Origin of the sequence: Curtobacterium sp. MCSS17_006 (assembly GCF_003234215.1) — a bacterium.
GTDB lineage: Bacteria > Actinomycetota > Actinomycetes > Actinomycetales > Microbacteriaceae > Curtobacterium > Curtobacterium flaccumfaciens.
In genome coordinates this window covers 108,926-127,298 of sequence record NZ_QKSO01000007.1, presented here as the reverse complement: position 1 = coordinate 127,298, position 18,373 = coordinate 108,926, and the positions used below count along the sequence as shown (strand labels likewise).

The window sequence follows — 18,373 nt, the reverse complement described above, 5'->3', positions numbered from 1 at the left end:
GGGTTGCGGGCAGCGCCCTGGCGGTCAGGCCAGGGTGCGTTCCGCGGGGTCCCAGCCCTCGGGGAGGGTCGGGGAGGGCGACACGGTGCTCTCGACGAGCACCGCCTCGCCACGTTCTGCCGCCTCGGCGATGGAGACCATCACGTCGAGGACGTGGAAGGCGAGCGCACCGGGGACGCGGTTCTCGTCGCCGGCCCGCAGCGAGCGGGCCAGGTCGACCACGCCGGTGCCGCGCGAGTAGGTGGAGCCGACCGCGGGGATCGTCTCGGGCTCCTCGGAACCGAGGGCGTACAGCTCGGTGTCGCCGTCGAAGTTGTTCGGGTCGGGGAACACGACGGTGCCGGTCTCCCCCGCGATCTCCACGAAGCCCGTGCGGCCGCGGTCGGACTCGAACGAGAAGACGCTCTGCGCGCTCCCGCCGTTCTCGAACTCGATCAGCGCGGAGTGGTTCGTCGGGACGTCCACCGGGAACTCGGAGCCGGCCTTCGGCCCGGAGCCGATGGTGCGGGTGGCGCGGGACTTCGACGCGGTGGCCGTGACCTTCTTCACCGGTCCGAACGTCTGGACGAGGGTGGTGATGTAGTACGGGCCGATGTCGAACAGCGGACCGGCACCGTACGCGAAGAGGAACTCGGGGCTCGGGTGCCACGACTCGGGCCCGGGGCTCTGGAAGAGCGTCAGGCCGTTCAGGGGCGTGCCGATGCGGCCGTCGCGGATGGTGCGGAGCGCGGTCTGCAGGCCGGCGCCGAGGAACGTGTCCGGGGCGACGCTGACGGTCTTGCCCGCGGCGGCCGCGGCGTCGCGGAGCTCCGCGGCGCTGGCACGGTCGAGGGCGTAGGGCTTCTCGCCCCAGACGTGCTTGCCGGCGGCCAGGGCCTGCAGCGCGACCTCGACGTGGGCGGCCGGGATCGTCAGGTTCACGACGATCTCGATGTCGTCGTCGGCCAGGAGCTCCTCGACGGTGCCCGATCCGGGGACGCCCCACTTCTCGGCCTGGGCGGCGGCGCGCGGCAGGTCGATGTCGGCGATGAAGCGGACCGTCACGTCGGGGAAGACGGTGAGGTTCGACAGGTACTGGTCCGAGATGACCCCGGCGCCGATGACGCCGACGCCGACCGGGCCGGTGCGGGTGGTGCTGTCGGTCGCCGTCGCAGCGGCGGTGGTTGTGTCGGTCATGCGCGGGCCCCCTCGAGGAACGTGTAGGAGTCGGCGACGGCCTGGAAGACGTCACCCTCGTGGTCGTCGAGCTCGACGACGTGCAGTGCGTCGGGCGCGGCGGCGATGATGTCGCGGATCGGCATGATGCCGTTGCCGACGGCGACCTGCTGCTTGTCGTCGTGCGAGCCGTCGCCGTCCTTGACGTGCAGGAACTGGACCTTGTCGCCGTACTTGCCGATGACCGCGACCGGGTCGTCCCCGCCGACCTGCACCCAGTAGGTGTCGAGCTCGAGCACGACGTCGTCGGACAGGGCGTCGGCGAAGACCTCGTAGGCGCTGACGCCGTCGATGCGGTTCGAGAACTCGAACGCGTGGTTGTGGTAGCCGAGCACCAGGCCGTGGTCGGCGGCACGCGGGGCGAGGGCGCTGAGTTCGCGGGCGATCGCCTCGACGTCCTCGCGGGTGGTCCAGCGGGACTCGTCGATGTGCGGGTCGATGAGGGTCCCGAAGCCGAGGGTGGTGGAGGCGTGGAAGATGCGCTCGAGGTCCTGCTCGCCGGCGTCCAGCAGACGGGCGTGGCCGCTCGGGGCGGCGAGGCCGGCGTCGCGGAGGGCGGCGGCGAGTTCGTCGGCGTTGTCGACGAAGCCGAAGGCCTCGACGTTCGTGTAGCCGATGTCTGCGATGCGCTGCAGGGTGCCGGGCAGATCGGCACTGAGGGCATCGCGGACCGTGTAGAGCTGGACCGAGAGCGGTTGGGTCACCAGGGGTTCTCCTCGTCGAGATGGTGCGGTCGTCACTGACCGATCGTCACACTACGAGCACTTTTGTCGGCGGTCAAGCAGAAGTCCGAGGAATGTCGACGGACTTCATTGCGTGGCGCGAACGATGTGTGCTTCACTCCCCACATGGTCGACTTGAACCGGACGGCAGCGTCGCCTCCGGTCGGGACGAGCGAGCTCTTCCAGATCCTCCGCGACGGCGTGCCGCGCACCAGGGCCGAGCTCGCCGCACTGACAGGACTCGCACGCTCCACCATCGGCGTGCGCCTCGACTCCCTGATCGACATCGGACTGGTCGGCGCCGTGGACACCGCCGTCTCCACCGGCGGCCGTCCGCCCGCCCAGGTGGCGCTGAAGCCCCGCGCCCGCCTCGTGATCGCCGCCGACCTCGGCGCCTCGCACGGTCGCGTCGCCGTCACCGACCTGGTCGCGGCACCGCTCGCCACCCGCGAGGCCCGGATCGACATCGCCGCCGGTCCGGTACCGACGCTGTCCTGGCTCGTCGAGACGATCGACGACCTGCTCGCCGAGGTCGGGCGCAGCAGGCAGGACGTCATCGCGATCGGGATCGGCGTCCCCGGACCGGTCGAGTTCTCCACGGGCCGCCCGGCCAACCCGCCGATCATGCCCGGTTGGGACGGCTTCGACGTGCCCTCGTGGCTCCGCCAGCACATCGCCGCCCACGTCCTGCTCGACAACGACGTCAACATCGCGGCCCTCGGCGAGCGGGAGCACGGCTGGCCGGACGTCGACCACCTGCTGTTCGTGAAGGTCGCCACCGGCATCGGGTCCGGCATCGTCTCCGAGGGCCGGCTGCAGCGCGGCGCCCAGGGCACCGCGGGTGACATCGGCCACGTGCGGGTCTCCCGCGCCGGCGACGTCCCCTGCCACTGCGGCAACACCGGCTGCCTGGAGGCCGTGGCCTCCGGTCCAGCCATCGCCCGCGCCCTCCGCGCGAAGGGGCACGACGCGCACACGGGTGCGGACGTGATCGACCTGGTGAACCGGTCCGACCTCGACGCGATCTACGCCGTGCGACAGGCCGGTCGGGACATCGGCGAGGTCCTGGCGACCTGCATCTCGCTCATCAACCCGTCCGTCATCGCACTCGGCGGATCGATCACGCAGGCCGGTGAGCACCTGCTCGCCGGCGTCCGCGAGGTCGTCTACTCCCGCTCGATGCCCCTGGCCAGTGAGCACCTCGTCATCGTGCAATCCCGCGCCGGGTCCCTCGCCGCGCTGCAGGGGGCTGCGGCCCTCGCCATCGGCTACGCCCTCTCCCCCGCCGGGGTCGACGAGCTGGTCGCCTTCGCCGAAGGGCGCGAACTGGTCTCCTGACGCACACCCGCGGTCGCGTGAGCGCGTCGGTTTCGGTCTTGCCGGTGGTCGGGGGGACAATCGTCGGGTGACGATCGTGCAGCCCACCCTGTGGGGCGACCTGGACCCCGGTCTGGAGGCGCATCCCGCCCCCGGTACGCCGGTCCCGGCTGCGCGTGATGCGTTCACCGCCCTGCGTGGCCACACCGAGCGCATCGTCGCGCACTCCTCGGACCGCGTCGCCTGGCTCCGCGCCCGCGCCATGGGCATCACCGCCACCGACGTCGCCCGGCTCGCCTCACTGCACGCCGTCGAGGCCGTCGTCACCGAGAAGCGCTACGGCTCCCGGTTCTCCGGCAACGCGTTCACCGAGCACGGCAAGGACCGCGAACCGGTCATCGCCGCCTGGGTGGCCGCCACCCACGGCATCCAGCCCTCGGCGCACCTGTTCCACGCCGCTGCGAACCGCGCCCACCTCGCCACCCCGGACGGTGTCGGGGTCGACGAGTCGTCCCGCGTGGTGCTCGCCGAGATCAAGACCACCGGCAAGGCGTGGCGGAGCATCCCTCGGCACTACCTGCGGCAGATCTGGTGGCAGCAGTACGTGCTCGGTGCCGACCGCACCCTGTTCGTCTGGGAACGCCACGACGGGTTCGTGCCGGTCGCCGACGAACCCGAGTGCCGCTGGGTCGACCGCGACGACGACCAGATCCGCGGGCTGGTGCAGCTCGCCGACCTGGTGCTCGACAAGCTCCGCGGTTTCCGCTCCTAGAGCGTCTGCCGGACCGCCACCGGCTAGACCTTCACCAGCCGCAGTCGGCTCATCCCCACGACGAGGATACCGAGCAGGGTGATCGAGACCGCGATCCCGACCACGTAGATCGCGACGACGCCGTAGCCCTGCGCCGGATCGAGGAACGGGTACGGCACCCACCCGTCGGTCGCACCGCGGACGAGCACCACGGTGGTCCAGACCGCCGGGTAGAGCAGGAACCACCACACGTGCCGGAGCAGCAGCCGTGCGCGGTCCGAGAACAGCAACCAGTCGAGCACCGCGTACACCGGGATGATCTTGTGCACGATGTCGTTCGACCACGGCACCGAGGCCGATACGTTCGCGCCCGTGAGCAGCGTGTTGTAGACGATGCCGGTCGTCGCGATGTACACCGTCGCGGCGCCACGGAGCACCGAGACGGCGAGGTCCGCCCGCTTGCGACGGGCTGCGGCGACGAGCGTCACCGCGAGGGCCACGGCGATGATCAGGTTCGACTGGATGGTGAAGTAGCCGAAGAAGTTCCAGAACGAGTAGGTCGGGGTCTGCGAGCTCTCGAGCCACTGCGCCACGACCGCGACGACGATGGCGATGACGGCGATCAGTCGGAGCGAGTTCACGAGGGTGCGCACGGCTCCACGCTATCGGGACACGCGCCCCACATGCGGAAAGGACCCGCACCGTCGCCGGTGCGGGTCCTTTCACGAGTCAGTGGACTCAGATGCTGTTGACGTCCAGCGGGATGCCGGGGCCGAAGGTCGTCGAGACGGCGCCCTTCATGACGTAACGGCCCTTCGAGGACGACGGCTTGAGGCGGTTGATCTCCTCGAGCGCGGTCGAGATGTTCTCGTCGAGCTGCTCCGGCGTGAACGAGGCCTTGCCGACGACGAAGTGCACGTTGGCGTGCTTGTCGACGCGGAACTCGATCTTGCCGCCCTTGATGTCGTTGACGGCCTGCGCCACGTTCGGGGTCACGGTGCCGGTCTTCGGGTTCGGCATGAGGCCACGCGGGCCGAGCACCTTACCGAGACGACCGACCTTGCCCATGAGCTCCGGGGTCGAGACGGCGGAGTCGAACGAGGTGTAGCCCTCGGCGACCTTCGCGATGAGCTCGTCGCCACCGACCTCGTCGGCACCGGCGGCGATGGCGGCCTCAGCAGCCGCACCCGTCGCGAAGACGATGACGCGGGCGGTCTTGCCCGTGCCGTGCGGCAGGATGACCGTGCCGCGGACCATCTGGTCGGCCTTGCGGGGGTCCACGCCGAGCTTCAGCGCGACCTCGACCGTGGAGTCGGTCTTCGAGGAACCGGTCTCCTTGGCCAGGGCGACGGCCTCGGTCGGGGTGTAGAACTTGTCGGCCTCGATCTTCGCGGCCGCGGCCTGGTAGGCCTTGGACTTCTTCGCCATGGTGGTCTCCTTGCGAGATACGTGGTTGGCGAGCCGGCGAGGCTCTCCCACGGAAAGGTGTCTGGTGGTGGGCCGGAGCCCGATCGGTGCTTAGGCCTCGACCGTGATGCCCATCGAGCGTGCGGTGCCGGCGATGATCTTCGCGGCCTGCTCGATGTCGTTGGCGTTCAGGTCGGCCTGCTTGGTCTCGGCGATCTGACGGACCTGGTCCATCGAGATCTTCGCGACCTTGACCGTGTGCGGGGTCGAGGACCCCTTCTGCACACCAGCAGCCTTCTTGATGAGCTCGGCGGCCGGCGGGGTCTTCAGGACGAACGTGAACGAACGGTCCTCGTAGACGGTGATCTCGACCGGCACGACGTTGCCACGCTGCGACTCGGTCGCCGCGTTGTACGCCTTGCAGAACTCCATGATGTTGACGCCGTGCTGACCGAGCGCCGGACCGATCGGGGGGGCCGGGTTGGCGGCTCCCGCGTTGATCTGCAGCTTGATCAGGCCCGTGACCTTCTTCTTCGGTGCCATGACTTGTCTTCCTCCTGGAATCGAACACACGGGGATCCGTGCACTCTCCCGCTGGTCCGGCCGTTCCGGACAGCGGTGAAGGCCCGCTCGCACGAGGCGCGCGGGCCCAAACCCGTTCAGTGTAGTCGATCTCGGTGATCGCTACAGCTGGGTGGTCGTTAGAGCTTGGTGACCTGGTCGAAGCTGAGCTCGACCGGGGTCTCGCGCTCGAACAGCGAGACGAGGACGGTGAGCTTGCCGCTCTCCGGCTTGATCTCGGAGATCGAACCCGGCAGGCCCGCGAACGAGCCTTCCTTGATGGTGATCGTCTCGCCGATCTCGAAGTCGACCTCGGCTGCGGGCTGTGCTTGCAGGCCGCTGCCCTTCGCGCCACCCTTGGTCGGGGCAGCCTCGGCGACCTGGACCAGGGACTTGAGCATGCCGAACGCCTCGTCGAAACGGAGCGGCGTCGGGTTGTGCGCGTTGCCGACGAAGCCGGTGACGCCCGGGGTGTGCCGGACGACGGACCACGAGTCCTCGTTGAGGTCCATGCGGACGAGCACGTACGAGGGGATCCGGACGCGGGTGACCAGCTTGCGCTGCCCGTTCTTGATCTCGACGACGTCCTCCATCGGGACCTCGACCTGGTAGATGTAGTCCTCCATCGACATCGAGACCATGCGGTTCTCGATGTTCGACTTCACGCGGCGCTCGAAGCCCGCGTAGGAGTGGATGACGTACCACTTGCCCGGCTTCATCCGCAGTTCGGCCTTGAAGGCCTCGTACGGGTCGACCTCGGCGGGCTCGTCGTCCTCGTCCTCGGCGTCGAGTGCCTCGTCGACGGCGAGCGTCTCGTTCGCCTCGGCGGCGGTCTCGGACTCGAGTTCGACTTCTTCCTCGTCCTCGACGGCCTCGACGGCGGCCTCGGCCTCGTCGGTGGAGTCGATCTCGAGGGCGTCGTCCACGACGGCGTCAGCCTCGGGGTCGCGGGCTTCCTGCAGGGCCGTCAGTGCTTCGTCGAGGCCGGCGTCGACGGTGCCGTCGTCGGGCTCGGAGCTGAGGCCGAGGGACTCGTCGTCGTCGCCCTCGATCGAGATCGCACGCTCTTCAGCGGACTCGACGGAGCGTCCTTCGCCGGTCTCGACGTCGCCTTCCTGGTTCTCCTCGACCTCGGAGGACTGCTCGGCAGCCGTCGCGAGGTCGATGTCATCGCGGGAGTTGTCAGACACAGTCGATTCTTTCCGTTCGGTGGTTCGGGTCGGGGTGGCGTTCGTTCATGGTCACGAGCGACGCCGTCACGATCGACGCCGTCTCGGGCGACCGTACTCCTCGGAACGACCGCACACGGCAGTCGAGGTCGGGGTCAGGCCGTGGGCCCGTTGCCGAAGACGTACCCGACGCCGAGACCGAACACGAAGTCGAGGATCGACACCAGGATCATCATGACGACGACGAACACGAGCACGACGCCCGTGTAGCTGAAGAGTTCCTTGCGGGTCGGCGTCACGACCTTGCGCAGTTCGCCGATCACCTGGCGGATGAAGAGCACGATGGCAGCGATGGGCCCGCGGCGCTCGGCCCGGTCCTGCTTCGCCTTGGCGACGACGTCGTCCGCCGTCGTCTCCATGTCTTTGCTCGCCAACTTCTACCCTTCCAGAGTTGCAGGGCGGACAGGACTCGAACCTGCAACCTGCGGTTTTGGAGACCGCTGCTCTACCAATTGAGCCACCGCCCTTCGGACACGGTTCGTCACCGATCCGCGTTCCGGTGGACGAGTCTACGGGAGTCCGTCACACGGTGTCCACTTGGCCCCTTCCACGGCGTGCCGCGCCGGTAGGCTGGGCCCCGTGAGCACCGCAGCCCCAGGCCCCGAGTCCACCGCCCACGTGTCCGTCGACACCCTCGCCACCGCACCGGCCGATCGTCCGCGCATCGCGTCCCGCATCGCGGCCATCGCCGAATCCGCGACGCTCAAGGTCGACGCGAAGGCCAAGGCGCTCAAGGCCGCCGGCCGTCCGGTGATCTCGTTCGCTGCCGGCGAGCCCGACTTCGCGACCCCGCAGCACGTGGTCGACGCGGCCGTCGCTGCCGCGCAGGACCCGAAGAACCACCGCTACACGCCCGCGACCGGCCTGCCCGAACTCAAGCAGGCCATCGCCGACAAGACCGCCCGGGTGTCCGGCGTCACCGTCGAGCCGTCGCAGGTCATCGTCACGAACGGTGGCAAGCAGGCGGTCTACCAGGCGTTCCAGACCATCGTCGACGCCGGTGACGAGGTCCTGCTGCCCGCGCCGTACTGGACCACCTACCCCGAGGCCATCCGGTTGGCCGGCGGCGAGCCCGTCGAGGTCTTCGCCGGCAGCGACCAGGACTACCTGGTGACCGTCGAGCAGCTCGAGGCCGCCCGAACCCCGGCGACCAAGGCGCTGCTGTTCTGCTCGCCATCGAACCCCACCGGCGCCGTGTACTCCGCCGAGCAGACCCGGGCCATCGGCGAGTGGGCGCTCGAGCACGGCATCTGGGTCATCAGCGACGAGATCTACCAGGACCTGGTCTACGACGGGGTCCGTTTCGCCGGCATCCTGGCCGAGGTCCCTGCCCTCGCCGACACCACGATCCTGGTGAACGGCGTCGCGAAGACCTACGCGATGACCGGCTGGCGCGTCGGGTGGTTCATCGGCCCGGCCGACGCCGTCAAGGCCGCGTCGAACCTGCAGTCGCACCTGTCGTCGAACGTCTCGAACGTGTCGCAGCGCGCCGCGATCGCCGCCCTCACCGGTCCGCAGGAGCCCGTCGCCGCCATGCGTGAGGCCTTCGACCGCCGACGGAAGGCCATCGTCGACGGCCTCAACGCGATCCCGGGATTCCGCACGCCGACCCCGCAGGGCGCCTTCTACGTCTACCCGGACGTCACCGCACTGCTCGGTCGCGAGTGGGCCGGCACCACCCCGACGACCACGCTCGAGCTGGCAGACCTGATCCTCGAGCACGCCGAGGTCGCGGTCGTGCCGGGTGAGGCCTTCGGCCCCTCCGGCTACCTGCGCCTGTCGTACGCCCTGGGCGACGACGACATCGCCGAGGGCGTCGCCCGGCTGGCGGCGTTCTTCGCGTAGACCTCGGGGGTACAGAACGGGCCACCTCGTCGAGGTGGCCCGTTCTGCGTGCCGGGAGGCCCGTGGCGCGTCGTGCTCGTCCGTCCCGTCGCGCGGACGATCAGCCGAGCAGGTCCCCCACCACGACGGGTTCCGGGACGAGCGAGACACCGAAGCGGTTCAGGACGGTCACCTGCACGAACCGTGCGAGCTCGGCCACCTGCGCGGCCGTGGCCCCGCCGCGGTTCGTGAGCGCGAGGGTGTGCTTGGACGAGATCGCCGCGCGGGAGCCCGGCACCGCGTACCCGCGGTGCACGCCGGCGTGCTCGATGAGCCACGCGGCACTGAGCTTGACGTTGTCGCCCGCGGGCCAGCGGGGCGCATCCGTCGGCAGGGTCTCGGCGAACGCCGGCGAGACGATCGGGTTCGTGAAGAACGACCCGGCGCTCCAGGTGTCGTGGTCGTCCCCGTCGAGCACCATGCCCTTCGAGCCACGCAACCGCAGGACCTCGTCGCGGACGGTCGTGGGTGGCACGAGCGCACCGAGCTCGACCCCGAGCGAACCGGCGAGCTGCGCGTACCGCACGGGCACGCCGTGCTCGCCCGCGAGTCCGAGTCGGAACTCGACCGTCAGCACGACACCGCGCCGACCGAGTTTGAGGGTCGACGTGCGGTAGCCGAGCGCCAGCTCGGCTGCCGGGACCCACGCGCGCTCCCCCGTGGCCGCATCGAGGAACTCGACGCGGGTGAGCACGTCGGCGAGTTCGACCCCGTAGGCGCCGATGTTCTGCACCGGGGACGCACCGACGGTGCCCGGGATGCCGCTGAGGGCCTCCAGGCCGGTCCAGCCGTTCGCGACGGTCGTGGCGACGAACGGGTCCCACGGTTCCCCCGCGGCGACGCGGACGGTGACGCCGTCGGCGTCGCGGTCGGCGTCGACGCCCGTCGTCCGGACCAGCACGACGGTGCCGTCGAAGCCCTGGTCGGCGACCAGCAGGTTGCTGCCGCCGCCGAGGACGAGCCACTCGTGGTCGTCGAAGGCGGCGAGCGCGTGGGCGACGAGCTCGTCGGTCGTCTCGGCCGTGAGCAGCCGGGTGGCGGCCCCGCCGACGCGGAGCGTCGTCAGGTCGGCCAGCACCGGCTCGGACACGGTCAGCGGAACATCACCGTGACCTGCGCCTTGCCGAGCACGGTCTGCCCGGCGGCGGTCACGGTGAGGTCGATGCGCTTCGGCCGGCCGTCCTCGTCGACGGTGCCGACCTTCGCGACGATGCCGACGGTGGCACCCTGCTCCGGGTCGACGACGACGGGGCGCGTGAAGCGGACGCCGTAGCCCGCGACCCAGCCGCTGTCGCCGAGCCACTCGGCGACCGGCTGCACGGCGATGCCCATCGTGAGCATGCCGTGGGCGAGGACACCGGGCAGGCCGACCGAGGCGGCGACGTCGTCGCGGTAGTGGATCGGGTTGAAGTCGCCCGAGGCGCCGGCGTACCGGACGAGCGAGTCGCGCGTGATGTGCACGTCGCGCTCGGCGACGACGGTGCCGACCTCGAGCGCGGTGGCGGGTGCGGCGGTCATGCGTCGTCTCCTCGGACCACGAGGGTGGAGGTCGCCGTGACGACGTGCTCCCCCTCGGCGTCGTTCATGGTGCTCTGGGCGGTGACCATCGCGTTGCCGCCGAGGGTCTTCACGCTGGTGACCGTCAGGGTGGCGGTGAGCTCGTCACCGGCGACGATCGGCCGGTCGTAGGTGAAGGACTGCTCGCCGTGGACGACGCGGGAGAAGTCGATGCCGGCGTCGGGCTCGTTCAGGAGCTGCGCGAGCGTGGCCTCCTGCACGACGACGGCGAACGTCGGGGGTGCGACCACGTCGGCGTACCCGGCGGCGCGTGCGGCGTCCGGATCGTGGTGGACGGGGTTGGTCGCGAAGACCGCACGCGAGAACTCGCGCACCTTCTCGCGGCCGACCAGGTAGGGCTGGGCCGGCGGGAACGTCCTGCCGACGAGCTCGGGGTTCACTGACACCACGGCAGTCTACCGAGGCCCGTCCGGGGGCCTGTGATCCATGAGAACGCATCAGCTAGACTGTCTGAGACCGATTCGGGGGAATCGGGGCGTGCCGTGCGGCACGGGTTCGTTCGGGACGGGGAGGGCCGATGGACACCACGACGGAGTTCGCCGTGCACACGGGAGACCGGTGCACGGCCATGGAGGTCGCGGCCGCTGCGCTGCGCCGCACGGGCCACCACGTCGAGTCGACGGGTGGCACGATGACCGCGACGGCGGGCAGCCGGACGCTCACGATCCTGCTCGGTGCGCTCGTGCAGCCGGCTCGGGAGTACCGCCGGTACGAGCTGTCGACCGTCGTGGACGGTGCCACCACCACGATCACCCTGCGCCGGGCCGGGCACGGGACGGCCGTGTCCGGCGGCAGCATCGGGGCGAACCGTCGTCGGGCCGCCTGGCAGCAGGTCACCGCCGCGGTCGAGGACGCGTTCCGTGCGGCCGGGGTGCTCGCGACGCGGACGGACACCGGCTCCCACCGCACGCAGTAGACGGGTTCGACGGCCTCCCGGCGGGTGGCCGCGCGGCGCACCATCACGGGAGCGGTCACCGAGGACCCGGCCAGCCATCTAGGTTGGGCCCGGGGCCCGGAAAGGAACCGCCATGAGCATGGAGAGCGCAGCCTGGAGCTCGCTGTACAAGATCTCGTCCGCGCAGGGCGGCAAGCACGGGTTCTCCCGCGCGTCCGTCCGGCGGATCCTGACGTTCGCGGTGCCCTACCGGGCGAAGCTGCTGGTGTTCATCGGCCTGTCCGTCGTCGGTGCTTTCCTCGCGGTCGCGACGCCGGTCCTCGCCGGTCAGGTCGTCGACGTCATCGTCGCCCGCGGTGAGGTCTCGACGATCGTCCGGTTGGCCGTGGTCATCGCCCTGGTGGCCGTGGCCGACGCCGCCGTGTCGTTGACCACCCGCTGGTACTCGGCACGGATCGGCGAGGGCGTGATCCTGGACCTCCGCACCGCCGTCTTCGACCACGTGCAGAAGATGCCGATCGCGTTCTTCACCCGCACCCGGACCGGTGCGCTCGTGAGCCGCCTCAACAACGACGTGATCGGCGCCCAGCAGGCCTTCAGCGGCACGCTGTCCGGCGTGGTCACGAACCTCGTGGCGCTGATCCTCACCCTGATCGTCATGCTCAGCACCTCGTGGCTCGTGACCGTCCTCGCCGTCGTCATGCTCCCGGTCTTCCTGGTCCCCGCGCGCCGGATGGGCAGCCGCCTCGCCGCCCTGCGCCGCGAGGCCGCCGACCACAACTCCGCGATGAGCACCCAGATGACCGAGCGCTTCTCGGCACCCGGCGCCACCCTCGTCAAGCTGTTCGGCCGGCCCGACGAGGAAGCCGAGGAGTTCCGCGTCCGCGCTGCCCGGGTCCGCGACATCGGTGTCCGGACCGCGATGCTGCAGTTCGTCTTCTTCACCGCGCTGATGCTCGTCTCCGCGCTCGCCCTCGCGCTGGTCTACGGGCTCGGCGGCTTCCTCGCGCTCGCCGGCCGGCTGGACACCGGCGAGGTCGTCACCCTGGCGCTCCTGCTCACCCGGCTGTACGCGCCGCTGACGAGCCTGGCGAACGCGCGGGTGGAGATCATGAGCGCCGTGGTCAGCTTCGAGCGCGTCTTCGAGGTGCTCGACCTCGAACCGCTCATCCGGGAGCAGCCCGACGCGGTCACCATCGCCGACGGCCCCGTCTCCGTCGAGTTCGACGACGTCCGGTTCGCCTACCCGTCGGCCGACAAGGTGTCCCTCGCCTCGCTCGAGGAGGTCGCCACGCTGGACACCCGCGGCGGCGAGGAGGTGCTGCACGGCCTGTCGTTCCGGATCGAGCCGGGGCAGACCGTCGCCTTGGTCGGATCGTCCGGGGCCGGCAAGTCGACGGTCGCGCAGTTGCTCGCGCGCCTGTACGACGTCGACAGCGGTGCCGTGCGTCTGGCCGGGACGGACGTTCGCGACGTCACCTTCGCCTCGATGCGCCACACCCTGGGCATGGTGACGCAGGACGGCCACCTGTTCCACGAGACCATCCGCGCCAACCTGCGCTTCGCCCGGCCCGAGGCGTCCGACGACGAGGTGTGGGACGCCGTCCGCCGCGCACGGCTCGAGCCGCTCATCCGGTCCCTTCCCGACCAGCTCGACACGATGGTGGGCGAACGCGGCTACCGGCTGTCCGGGGGCGAGCGCCAGCGGATGACGATCGCCCGGCTCCTGCTCGCCCAGCCGCGCGTCGTCATCCTCGACGAGGCGACGGCGGCACTCGACTCGACGTCCGAAGCCGCGGTGCAGGCAGCGCTCGGCGAGGCGCTCGAGGGGCGGACGGCGATGGTGATCGCGCACCGGCTCTCCACGATCCGCAGCGCGGACATGATCCTGGTCGTCGAGGACGGCTCGATCGTGGAGCGGGGCACTCACGACGAGCTGCTGGCCGCGGGTGGCCGGTACGAGGAGCTGCACCGCACCCAGTTCGCCGCGCAGGAGAACGTCGCGGCCGATGTGCAGGCGGCGGACTGAACGCGCGGCGGGTGGGCCCAGCGGTCGAAGTGGGGCCGGCAACAGAGAAGGCCCCCTGACCCAGGGGATCCTGGACGAGAGGGCCTTGCGTGTAGCGAGGGCGGGACTTGAACCCGCGACCCCACGATTATGAGTCGTGTGCTCTAACCAACTGAGCTACCCCGCCAGAGATCCGGAGCGGCACGCGCACCGGGTCGGAGCCCCGAGTCAGGATTGAACTGACGACCCCCTCCTTACCATGGAGGTGCTCTACCACTGAGCTATCGGGGCGATGTGCCGCGAACGGCACCACACGAGGATAGCAGACCTCCGACGCTGCTCCGGAACCGGGCGAGACGCCCGGGCGTGCCGCGTTGCGGGCCGCTAGTTCGCGTTGGTCTTGAGCCACGCCAGCGGGTCCACCGGGACCCCGTCGACGTGCACCTCGAGGTGCAGGTGCGGGCCCGTGGAGTTGCCCGTGCTGCCGACGAGACCGAGGATGTCGCCGACCTCGACGTGCTGGCCGGTGACCACCTTGAAGGAGTTGTCCTCCATGTGGCCGTACACGCTGACGAACTGCTTGCCGTCGACGTCGTGCTCGACCCAGACGTCGTTGCCGAAGCCGCCGTCGTTCGCCTGCACCTTGATGACGGTGCCGGCGGCGATGACGCCGATCGGGGTGCCCTCGCCCGGGGCGAAGTCGACGCCCATGTGGTTCGTCGAGCAGAACGAGCACCCGGCGACCTGGCGTCCGCCGAAGCCCGAGGTGATCGGGACACCCGTCAGGAACGGCCACTGGATCGTGCCGGTCGGGTCGTTCGTGAAGCTGGAGGAGTCGACGTTCGCGTACTGCGTGGCGTCCGAGACCGTGAACTGGTCGCGCGCGGTCGACCCGTCAGCAGCGGCACCGACCTGCATCGACTGGGTGGCACCCGAGCTGGCACGGGCCGCGGTCGAGCCGGACTCGGGCACCCAGAGCGCCTGGGCCGGCAGCGAGGTCGAGACGACCAGGCCGGCCGCGAAGAGCAGGGCACCGACCGCGGTCACACGGGAGGCCGACCGGCGGAACGACGCACCAGGCTTCGGGGCCGGTGCGCTGGCGGGGGTGGTGGAACGGATGTGCCGGGTCGCTCGGTCGACCGGGGCCTTCGGCGCCGGACGGCTGGTGCGACGACGCGACGCGGGGACCTGCCCGGCGACCCGCCGCGGCTGCGACACCGAAGGAGCGGGAGCGGCCGGCTGCGCGTGCACGACGGGCGAGGTGGGGGCCGGCGGCGTCACGATGCGGGAGGCCGGACGCGCGGGCGAAGCCGGTGCGAGGTCGATCGGTGACACGGGGGCCGCGGGGGTTCCCGGCGTGGCCGCACCGATCACGTCGTCGAAGCTCGGACCCGTCGAGTCCGGCGCCTCCTGCACCACGACCGCGCCCTTCGCCGCTGCTCGCTCTGCCTCGATCCGAGCGCGTCGGGTCTGGTGGACGACCGGGGTGGCGGCGTCGACGGAACCGTCGGTGGGAGCGGACGACAGAGGAGTACGGGGCATGCGTGCGGTGGCGATCCTGATCAGAGAAGGGCTCACTCGTTGGTAACGAGCAGGTAACGGGACCTGAGCACGCTAGCAGGAGACGTCGCAGGTCGCCAGTCGTGGTCATGTCCTCCCGGCACCCCCGGACCTGGGGTTCGGCGCGTCCTCAGGCCCGCACGGCTCCGAGTGCACCGGCCTCGAGCCCACGCACGAGGGCCTCGAGTTCGTCGGCGACGGCGGGGCTCGCGAACAGGAAGGAGCGGGTCCCCCCGGCCTCCCAGATGCGGATCGCCGCGCCGGCCTCCTGCGCGACGAGGGCCCCGCCCGCCATGTCCCACGGGTTGATCCCGCGCTCGTAGTACGCGTCCACCACGCCCGCCCCGACGGCGCAGCAGTCGAGCGACGCCGCTCCCCCACGGCGGATGTCCCGCACCTCGCCGATGAGCCCGGCGAGCACCGCGACCTGCTCGCGGCGACGGTCGGCCGTGTACCCGAACCCGGTGGCGACGAGCGTCTCGGCGAGCGAACCGGGCGTGGCGACGGACAGCGGCTCCCCGTCACGGGTCGCACCCTGGCCGACGGCCGCGCGGAAGACGGTGCCCGTCGCCGGCGCCACGACGACGCCCGCGATCGGCTCCCAGGTCATCGGGTCGGGTGCTCCACGCACGACGCCGATGCTCACGCCGTACTCGGCGCTGCCGTACAGGTAGTTGACCGTGCCGTCGATCGGGTCCACCACCCAGGTGATGCCCGAGGCGCCGGAGGCCGACCCGGACTCCTCACCGTGGAAGGCGTCGTCCGGTCGGGCCTCGGCGATGCGGGCGCGGATGAGTGTCTCGACCTCACGGTCGGCGGCCGTGACCACGTCGACGATGCTCGACTTCCGGTCCGCGACCTCGACCCCCTCGGCGCGGCGCCGTGCGGCCAGCGCCGCTGCATCACGGGCGATCGACTCGGCGAGGTCGGCGAACTGGGACGGGGTGAGGTCGGATGCCATGCACCCATCCTCCCGGAAACACCATCGGCCCCGTCCGCAGTGGACGGGGCCGATCAGATGGTGGCAAGTGAGGGATTCGAACCCCCGAAGGCTACGCCGGCTGATTTACAGTCAGATCCCTTTGGCCGCTTGGGTAACTTGCCATGCGCACCCAGCCGGTGTGATCACCAACCGAAGGCGCGCACAAAAGCATAGCGGATGGCTGACGGTGGTCGTGACCACCGCGGGCCGATCCGCGCGACCGGAACCGCGCCTCCTGTCCGCCGTTAGGCTGTTCCGCATGGCAGACAGTTCCTTCGACGTGGTCAGCAAGGTCGACAAGATGGAGGCGGAGAACGCCCTCAACCAGGCGGCCAAGGAGATCGAGCAGCGGTACGACTTCAAGGGCGCCGACGCCTCGGTCGCGTTCAGCGGCGAGGACGTCCTCATCAAGGCGAACTCGGAAGAGCGCGCCAAGGCCGTTCTCGACGTGCTGCAGAGCAAGGCGATCAAGCGGAACATCAGCCTGAAGAGCCTCGACGCCGGCGACCCGTACCCCTCGGGCAAGGAGTACCGCATCGAGGTGAAGTTCAAGAACGGCATCGAGCAGGACGTGGCGAAGAAGATCGGCGCGTTCCTGCGGGCCAACGCCCCGAAGACGGTTAAGAGCCAGATCCAGGGCGACGAGCTCCGGGTCTCGTCGAAGAGTCGTGACGACCTGCAGAACACGATCCAGCTCCTCAAGGGTGAAGAGTTCGACGTCCCGTTGCAGTTCATCAACTTCCGCTGACCAGCGGCCCCTGCGAACGACACCCGACACCGGCACCCCGTGGAGCACTGGCTCAGCGTCGTCATCACCGTCCTGCTCGTCCTGCTGGACCTGGCGATCCGCGTCTTCTCGATCATCTACGTCCCGATCAACCGGAAGCCGCAGACCGCGACGGCGTGGCTGCTCGCGATCTTCCTCATCCCCTACATCGGCTTCATCGTCTTCCTGGTCATCGGGTCGACGAAGCTCCCCCGCGCCCGTCGCGAGAAGCAGACCGAGATCAACGCGTACATCCTCGAGCAGACCGAGGGCATCGAGCGCGTCCGCCGTGACCACCCGTGGCCCGCGTGGCTCGAGAGCGTCACGCGGCTGAACCGCGAACTCGGTGCGATGCCGTTGGTCGGTGGCAACTCCGCGGAGCTCTACCCCGACTCCGAGGAGTCCATCGCCGAGATGACCCGGGCGATCGACCAGTCCCGCCGGTTCGTGCACGTCGAGTTCTACATCGCGACGCTCGACGACACCACGCGCCCGTTCTTCGAGGCGCTCGCGCGGGCGCAGGCACGTGGCGTCACCGTGCGGTTCCTGCTCGACCACTGGGCCAGCCGCGGTTACCCGGGCTACAAGGACACCCTGTCGTTCATGGACCAGGCGGGCATCGAGTGGCACCTGATGCTGCCGCTCCTGCCGCTGCAGGGGAAGTTCCAGCGCCCCGACCTCCGCAACCACCGGAAGATCATGGTGATCGACGGCTCGGTCGCGTTCACCGGCTCGCAGAACCTGATCGACGCGTCCTACGACATCAAGTCCCACGTCGAGAAGGGCATGGTCTACAAGGACCTGTTCGCCCGGTTCGAGGGACCGGTCGTCGCGGGGCTCAACGCCCTGTTCGTCACGGACTGGTACAGCGAGACCGACGAGCTGCTGCTGCGCGAGAGCGACCCCGTCCAGCGGGCCGACCGCGGCGACGCGCTCGACTGCCAGGTGGTGCCGTCCGGCCCGGGGTTCGACGGCGAGAACAACCTGCGCCTGTTCAACGCGCTGCTCTACTCGGCGCAGCAGAAGGTCTCGATCACGTCGCCGTACTTCGTGCCGGACGACTCGATGCTCTACGCCATCACCACGACGGCCCAGCGCGGGGTCGACGTCGAGCTGTTCGTCGGTGAGATGGGCGACCACGCGATGACCTGGCACGCCCAGCGCTCGTACTACGAGGGACTGCTCCGCGCCGGTGTGCGGATCTGGCTGTACCGCGCGCCGACGATCCTGCACGCGAAGCACTTCACGATCGACGACGAGGTGTCGGTGATCGGGTCGAGCAACATGGACATGCGCTCGTTCAGCCTGAACCTCGAGGTCTCCGTGATGGTGCGCGGTCACCGCTTCGTGGACGCCCTGCGCGAGGTGCAGGAAGCGTACAAGGAGCACAGCTTCGAGCTCACGCTCGACGAGTGGGTCGACCGTCCGCGCCGGTCCAAGGTGCTCGACAACGTCGCGCGGCTCACGGCGGCGCTGCAGTAGCCCGCCTGGAGGCCCG

The 18,373-nt window shown here is 70.1% G+C and carries 19 protein-coding genes and 4 tRNA genes; 7 read left to right on the top strand and 16 right to left on the bottom strand.

The genetic code is table 11. The annotated features are described in order from the left end of the window. Positions 1-24: 24 nt before the first annotated feature. Both DEJ21_RS08905 and DEJ21_RS08900 read right to left on the bottom strand, forming a co-directional pair. A complete protein-coding gene (locus DEJ21_RS08905) occupies positions 25-1,176 on the bottom strand; it encodes a Gfo/Idh/MocA family protein (protein ID WP_111224354.1) in 1,152 nt (383 codons plus the stop codon). After that, positions 1,173-1,919, bottom strand: coding sequence for a sugar phosphate isomerase/epimerase (locus DEJ21_RS08900; protein ID WP_071406322.1), 747 nt, complete (start codon positions 1,917-1,919; stop codon positions 1,173-1,175). The genes DEJ21_RS08905 and DEJ21_RS08900 overlap by 4 nt, the downstream gene beginning before the upstream one ends. Before the next feature lie 144 nt (positions 1,920-2,063). On the opposite strand from DEJ21_RS08900, the gene DEJ21_RS08895 reads away from it, so the two are divergent. Together DEJ21_RS08895 and DEJ21_RS08890 are read left to right on the top strand one after the other, a co-directional pair. Continuing rightward, positions 2,064-3,275: an ROK family transcriptional regulator gene (locus tag DEJ21_RS08895; RefSeq protein ID WP_027466368.1), complete on the top strand. Its 1,212-nt coding sequence runs from the start codon at positions 2,064-2,066 to the stop codon at positions 3,273-3,275. A 67-nt stretch (positions 3,276-3,342) separates the two neighbouring features. Further along, positions 3,343-4,026 (top strand): YqaJ viral recombinase family protein, encoded by a 684-nt coding sequence (locus DEJ21_RS08890; RefSeq protein ID WP_111031990.1) that lies wholly within the window; start codon positions 3,343-3,345, stop codon positions 4,024-4,026. Between the two features lie 23 nt (positions 4,027-4,049). Here DEJ21_RS08890 and DEJ21_RS08885 read toward each other — a convergent pair whose 3' ends face one another. The 6 genes from DEJ21_RS08885 to DEJ21_RS08860 all read right to left on the bottom strand — a co-directional run bounded on the left by DEJ21_RS08885 (position 4,050) and on the right by DEJ21_RS08860 (position 7,669). Next, entirely contained in the window at positions 4,050-4,658 is a 609-nt protein-coding gene (locus tag DEJ21_RS08885) for a Pr6Pr family membrane protein (protein WP_071406320.1), read from the bottom strand. 85 nt (positions 4,659-4,743) lie between these two features. Further along, complete coding sequence (gene rplA / locus DEJ21_RS08880; protein ID WP_017888639.1) at positions 4,744-5,433, bottom strand: 50S ribosomal protein L1; 690 nt, start codon at positions 5,431-5,433, stop codon at positions 4,744-4,746. Between the two features lie 90 nt (positions 5,434-5,523). Continuing rightward, positions 5,524-5,955, bottom strand: coding sequence for a 50S ribosomal protein L11 (gene rplK, locus DEJ21_RS08875; RefSeq protein WP_017888638.1), 432 nt, complete (start codon positions 5,953-5,955; stop codon positions 5,524-5,526). A gap of 158 nt (positions 5,956-6,113) precedes the next feature. Continuing rightward, positions 6,114-7,163 (bottom strand): transcription termination/antitermination protein NusG, encoded by a 1,050-nt coding sequence (nusG, locus tag DEJ21_RS08870; protein ID WP_111224353.1) that lies wholly within the window; start codon positions 7,161-7,163, stop codon positions 6,114-6,116. 134 nt (positions 7,164-7,297) lie between these two features. After that, positions 7,298-7,561, bottom strand: a complete 264-nt coding sequence (secE, locus tag DEJ21_RS08865; protein WP_371830607.1) for a preprotein translocase subunit SecE — start codon at positions 7,559-7,561, stop codon at positions 7,298-7,300. Positions 7,562-7,596: 35 nt separating this feature from the next. Further along, a tRNA-Trp gene (locus tag DEJ21_RS08860) sits at positions 7,597-7,669 on the bottom strand. A gap of 151 nt (positions 7,670-7,820) precedes the next feature. On the opposite strand from DEJ21_RS08860, the gene DEJ21_RS08855 reads away from it, so the two are divergent. Continuing rightward, positions 7,821-9,047, top strand: coding sequence for a pyridoxal phosphate-dependent aminotransferase (locus tag DEJ21_RS08855; RefSeq protein ID WP_111224352.1), 1,227 nt, complete (start codon positions 7,821-7,823; stop codon positions 9,045-9,047). Between the two features lie 100 nt (positions 9,048-9,147). On the opposite strand, the gene DEJ21_RS08850 is transcribed toward DEJ21_RS08855, so the two are convergent. From DEJ21_RS08850 to DEJ21_RS08840, 3 genes are read right to left on the bottom strand one after another with little or no spacing between them, the layout of a single operon-like run. Then, positions 9,148-10,176 carry a UDP-N-acetylmuramate dehydrogenase gene (locus DEJ21_RS08850; protein ID WP_111224351.1) on the bottom strand — a complete coding sequence of 343 codons (1,029 nt, stop codon included), beginning with the start codon at positions 10,174-10,176 and terminating at the stop codon, positions 9,148-9,150. 2 nt (positions 10,177-10,178) lie between these two features. After that, positions 10,179-10,604 carry a MaoC/PaaZ C-terminal domain-containing protein gene (locus DEJ21_RS08845; RefSeq protein ID WP_111224350.1) on the bottom strand — a complete coding sequence of 142 codons (426 nt, stop codon included), beginning with the start codon at positions 10,602-10,604 and terminating at the stop codon, positions 10,179-10,181. Beyond that, positions 10,601-11,050, bottom strand: coding sequence for a MaoC family dehydratase N-terminal domain-containing protein (locus DEJ21_RS08840; protein ID WP_082047026.1), 450 nt, complete (start codon positions 11,048-11,050; stop codon positions 10,601-10,603). Before DEJ21_RS08840 ends, DEJ21_RS08845 begins: the two co-directional genes overlap by 4 nt. 131 nt (positions 11,051-11,181) lie before the next feature. On the opposite strand from DEJ21_RS08840, the gene DEJ21_RS08835 reads away from it, so the two are divergent. Both DEJ21_RS08835 and DEJ21_RS08830 read left to right on the top strand, forming a co-directional pair. Then, entirely contained in the window at positions 11,182-11,580 is a 399-nt protein-coding gene (locus DEJ21_RS08835; protein ID WP_071406316.1) for a hypothetical protein, read from the top strand. Between the two features lie 112 nt (positions 11,581-11,692). Continuing rightward, positions 11,693-13,588 (top strand): ABC transporter ATP-binding protein, encoded by a 1,896-nt coding sequence (locus DEJ21_RS08830; RefSeq protein ID WP_111224349.1) that lies wholly within the window; start codon positions 11,693-11,695, stop codon positions 13,586-13,588. A gap of 92 nt (positions 13,589-13,680) precedes the next feature. Here DEJ21_RS08830 and DEJ21_RS08825 read toward each other — a convergent pair. From DEJ21_RS08825 to DEJ21_RS08805, 5 genes are all read right to left on the bottom strand, one after another. Next, positions 13,681-13,754, bottom strand: a tRNA-Met gene (locus DEJ21_RS08825). Between the two features lie 32 nt (positions 13,755-13,786). Next, positions 13,787-13,858, bottom strand: a tRNA-Thr gene (locus tag DEJ21_RS08820). 93 nt (positions 13,859-13,951) lie between these two features. After that, on the bottom strand, positions 13,952-15,109 hold the full coding sequence (locus tag DEJ21_RS08815) for a M23 family metallopeptidase (RefSeq protein WP_111224348.1): 1,158 nt from the start codon (positions 15,107-15,109) through the stop codon (positions 13,952-13,954). Positions 15,110-15,257: 148 nt separating this feature from the next. Beyond that, positions 15,258-16,088, bottom strand: coding sequence for an inositol monophosphatase family protein (locus DEJ21_RS08810; protein ID WP_111224347.1), 831 nt, complete (start codon positions 16,086-16,088; stop codon positions 15,258-15,260). Positions 16,089-16,146: 58 nt separating this feature from the next. Beyond that, positions 16,147-16,231 (bottom strand) — tRNA-Tyr (locus tag DEJ21_RS08805). A 137-nt stretch (positions 16,232-16,368) separates the two neighbouring features. Here DEJ21_RS08805 and DEJ21_RS08800 point away from each other — a divergent pair. Both DEJ21_RS08800 and cls read left to right on the top strand, forming a co-directional pair. Next, positions 16,369-16,857 carry a YajQ family cyclic di-GMP-binding protein gene (locus tag DEJ21_RS08800; RefSeq protein ID WP_017888627.1) on the top strand — a complete coding sequence of 163 codons (489 nt, stop codon included), beginning with the start codon at positions 16,369-16,371 and terminating at the stop codon, positions 16,855-16,857. A gap of 39 nt (positions 16,858-16,896) precedes the next feature. Beyond that, positions 16,897-18,357, top strand: a complete 1,461-nt coding sequence (cls, locus tag DEJ21_RS08795) for a cardiolipin synthase (RefSeq protein ID WP_111224346.1) — start codon at positions 16,897-16,899, stop codon at positions 18,355-18,357. The last annotated feature ends 16 nt before the right edge of the window (positions 18,358-18,373 follow it).

Excerpts from the sequence above, each read along its gene's own strand:
- DEJ21_RS08835 (WP_071406316.1), top strand. The coding sequence starts at position 11,182 with ATGGACACCACGACGGAGTTCGCCGTGCACACGGGAGACCGGTGCACG.
- DEJ21_RS08845 (WP_111224350.1), bottom strand. The coding sequence starts at position 10,604 with ATGACCGCCGCACCCGCCACCGCGCTCGAGGTCGGCACCGTCGTCGCC.
- DEJ21_RS08895 (WP_027466368.1), top strand. The coding sequence starts at position 2,064 with ATGGTCGACTTGAACCGGACGGCAGCGTCGCCTCCGGTCGGGACGAGC.
- secE (WP_371830607.1), bottom strand. The coding sequence starts at position 7,561 with ATGGAGACGACGGCGGACGACGTCGTCGCCAAGGCGAAGCAGGACCGG.
- DEJ21_RS08905 (WP_111224354.1), bottom strand. The coding sequence starts at position 1,176 with ATGACCGACACAACCACCGCCGCTGCGACGGCGACCGACAGCACCACC.
- rplA (WP_017888639.1), bottom strand. The coding sequence starts at position 5,433 with ATGGCGAAGAAGTCCAAGGCCTACCAGGCCGCGGCCGCGAAGATCGAG.
- rplK (WP_017888638.1), bottom strand. The coding sequence starts at position 5,955 with ATGGCACCGAAGAAGAAGGTCACGGGCCTGATCAAGCTGCAGATCAAC.
- DEJ21_RS08815 (WP_111224348.1), bottom strand. The coding sequence starts at position 15,109 with ATGCCCCGTACTCCTCTGTCGTCCGCTCCCACCGACGGTTCCGTCGAC.
- DEJ21_RS08830 (WP_111224349.1), top strand. The coding sequence starts at position 11,693 with ATGAGCATGGAGAGCGCAGCCTGGAGCTCGCTGTACAAGATCTCGTCC.
- DEJ21_RS08800 (WP_017888627.1), top strand. The coding sequence starts at position 16,369 with ATGGCAGACAGTTCCTTCGACGTGGTCAGCAAGGTCGACAAGATGGAG.
- DEJ21_RS08810 (WP_111224347.1), bottom strand. The coding sequence starts at position 16,088 with ATGGCATCCGACCTCACCCCGTCCCAGTTCGCCGACCTCGCCGAGTCG.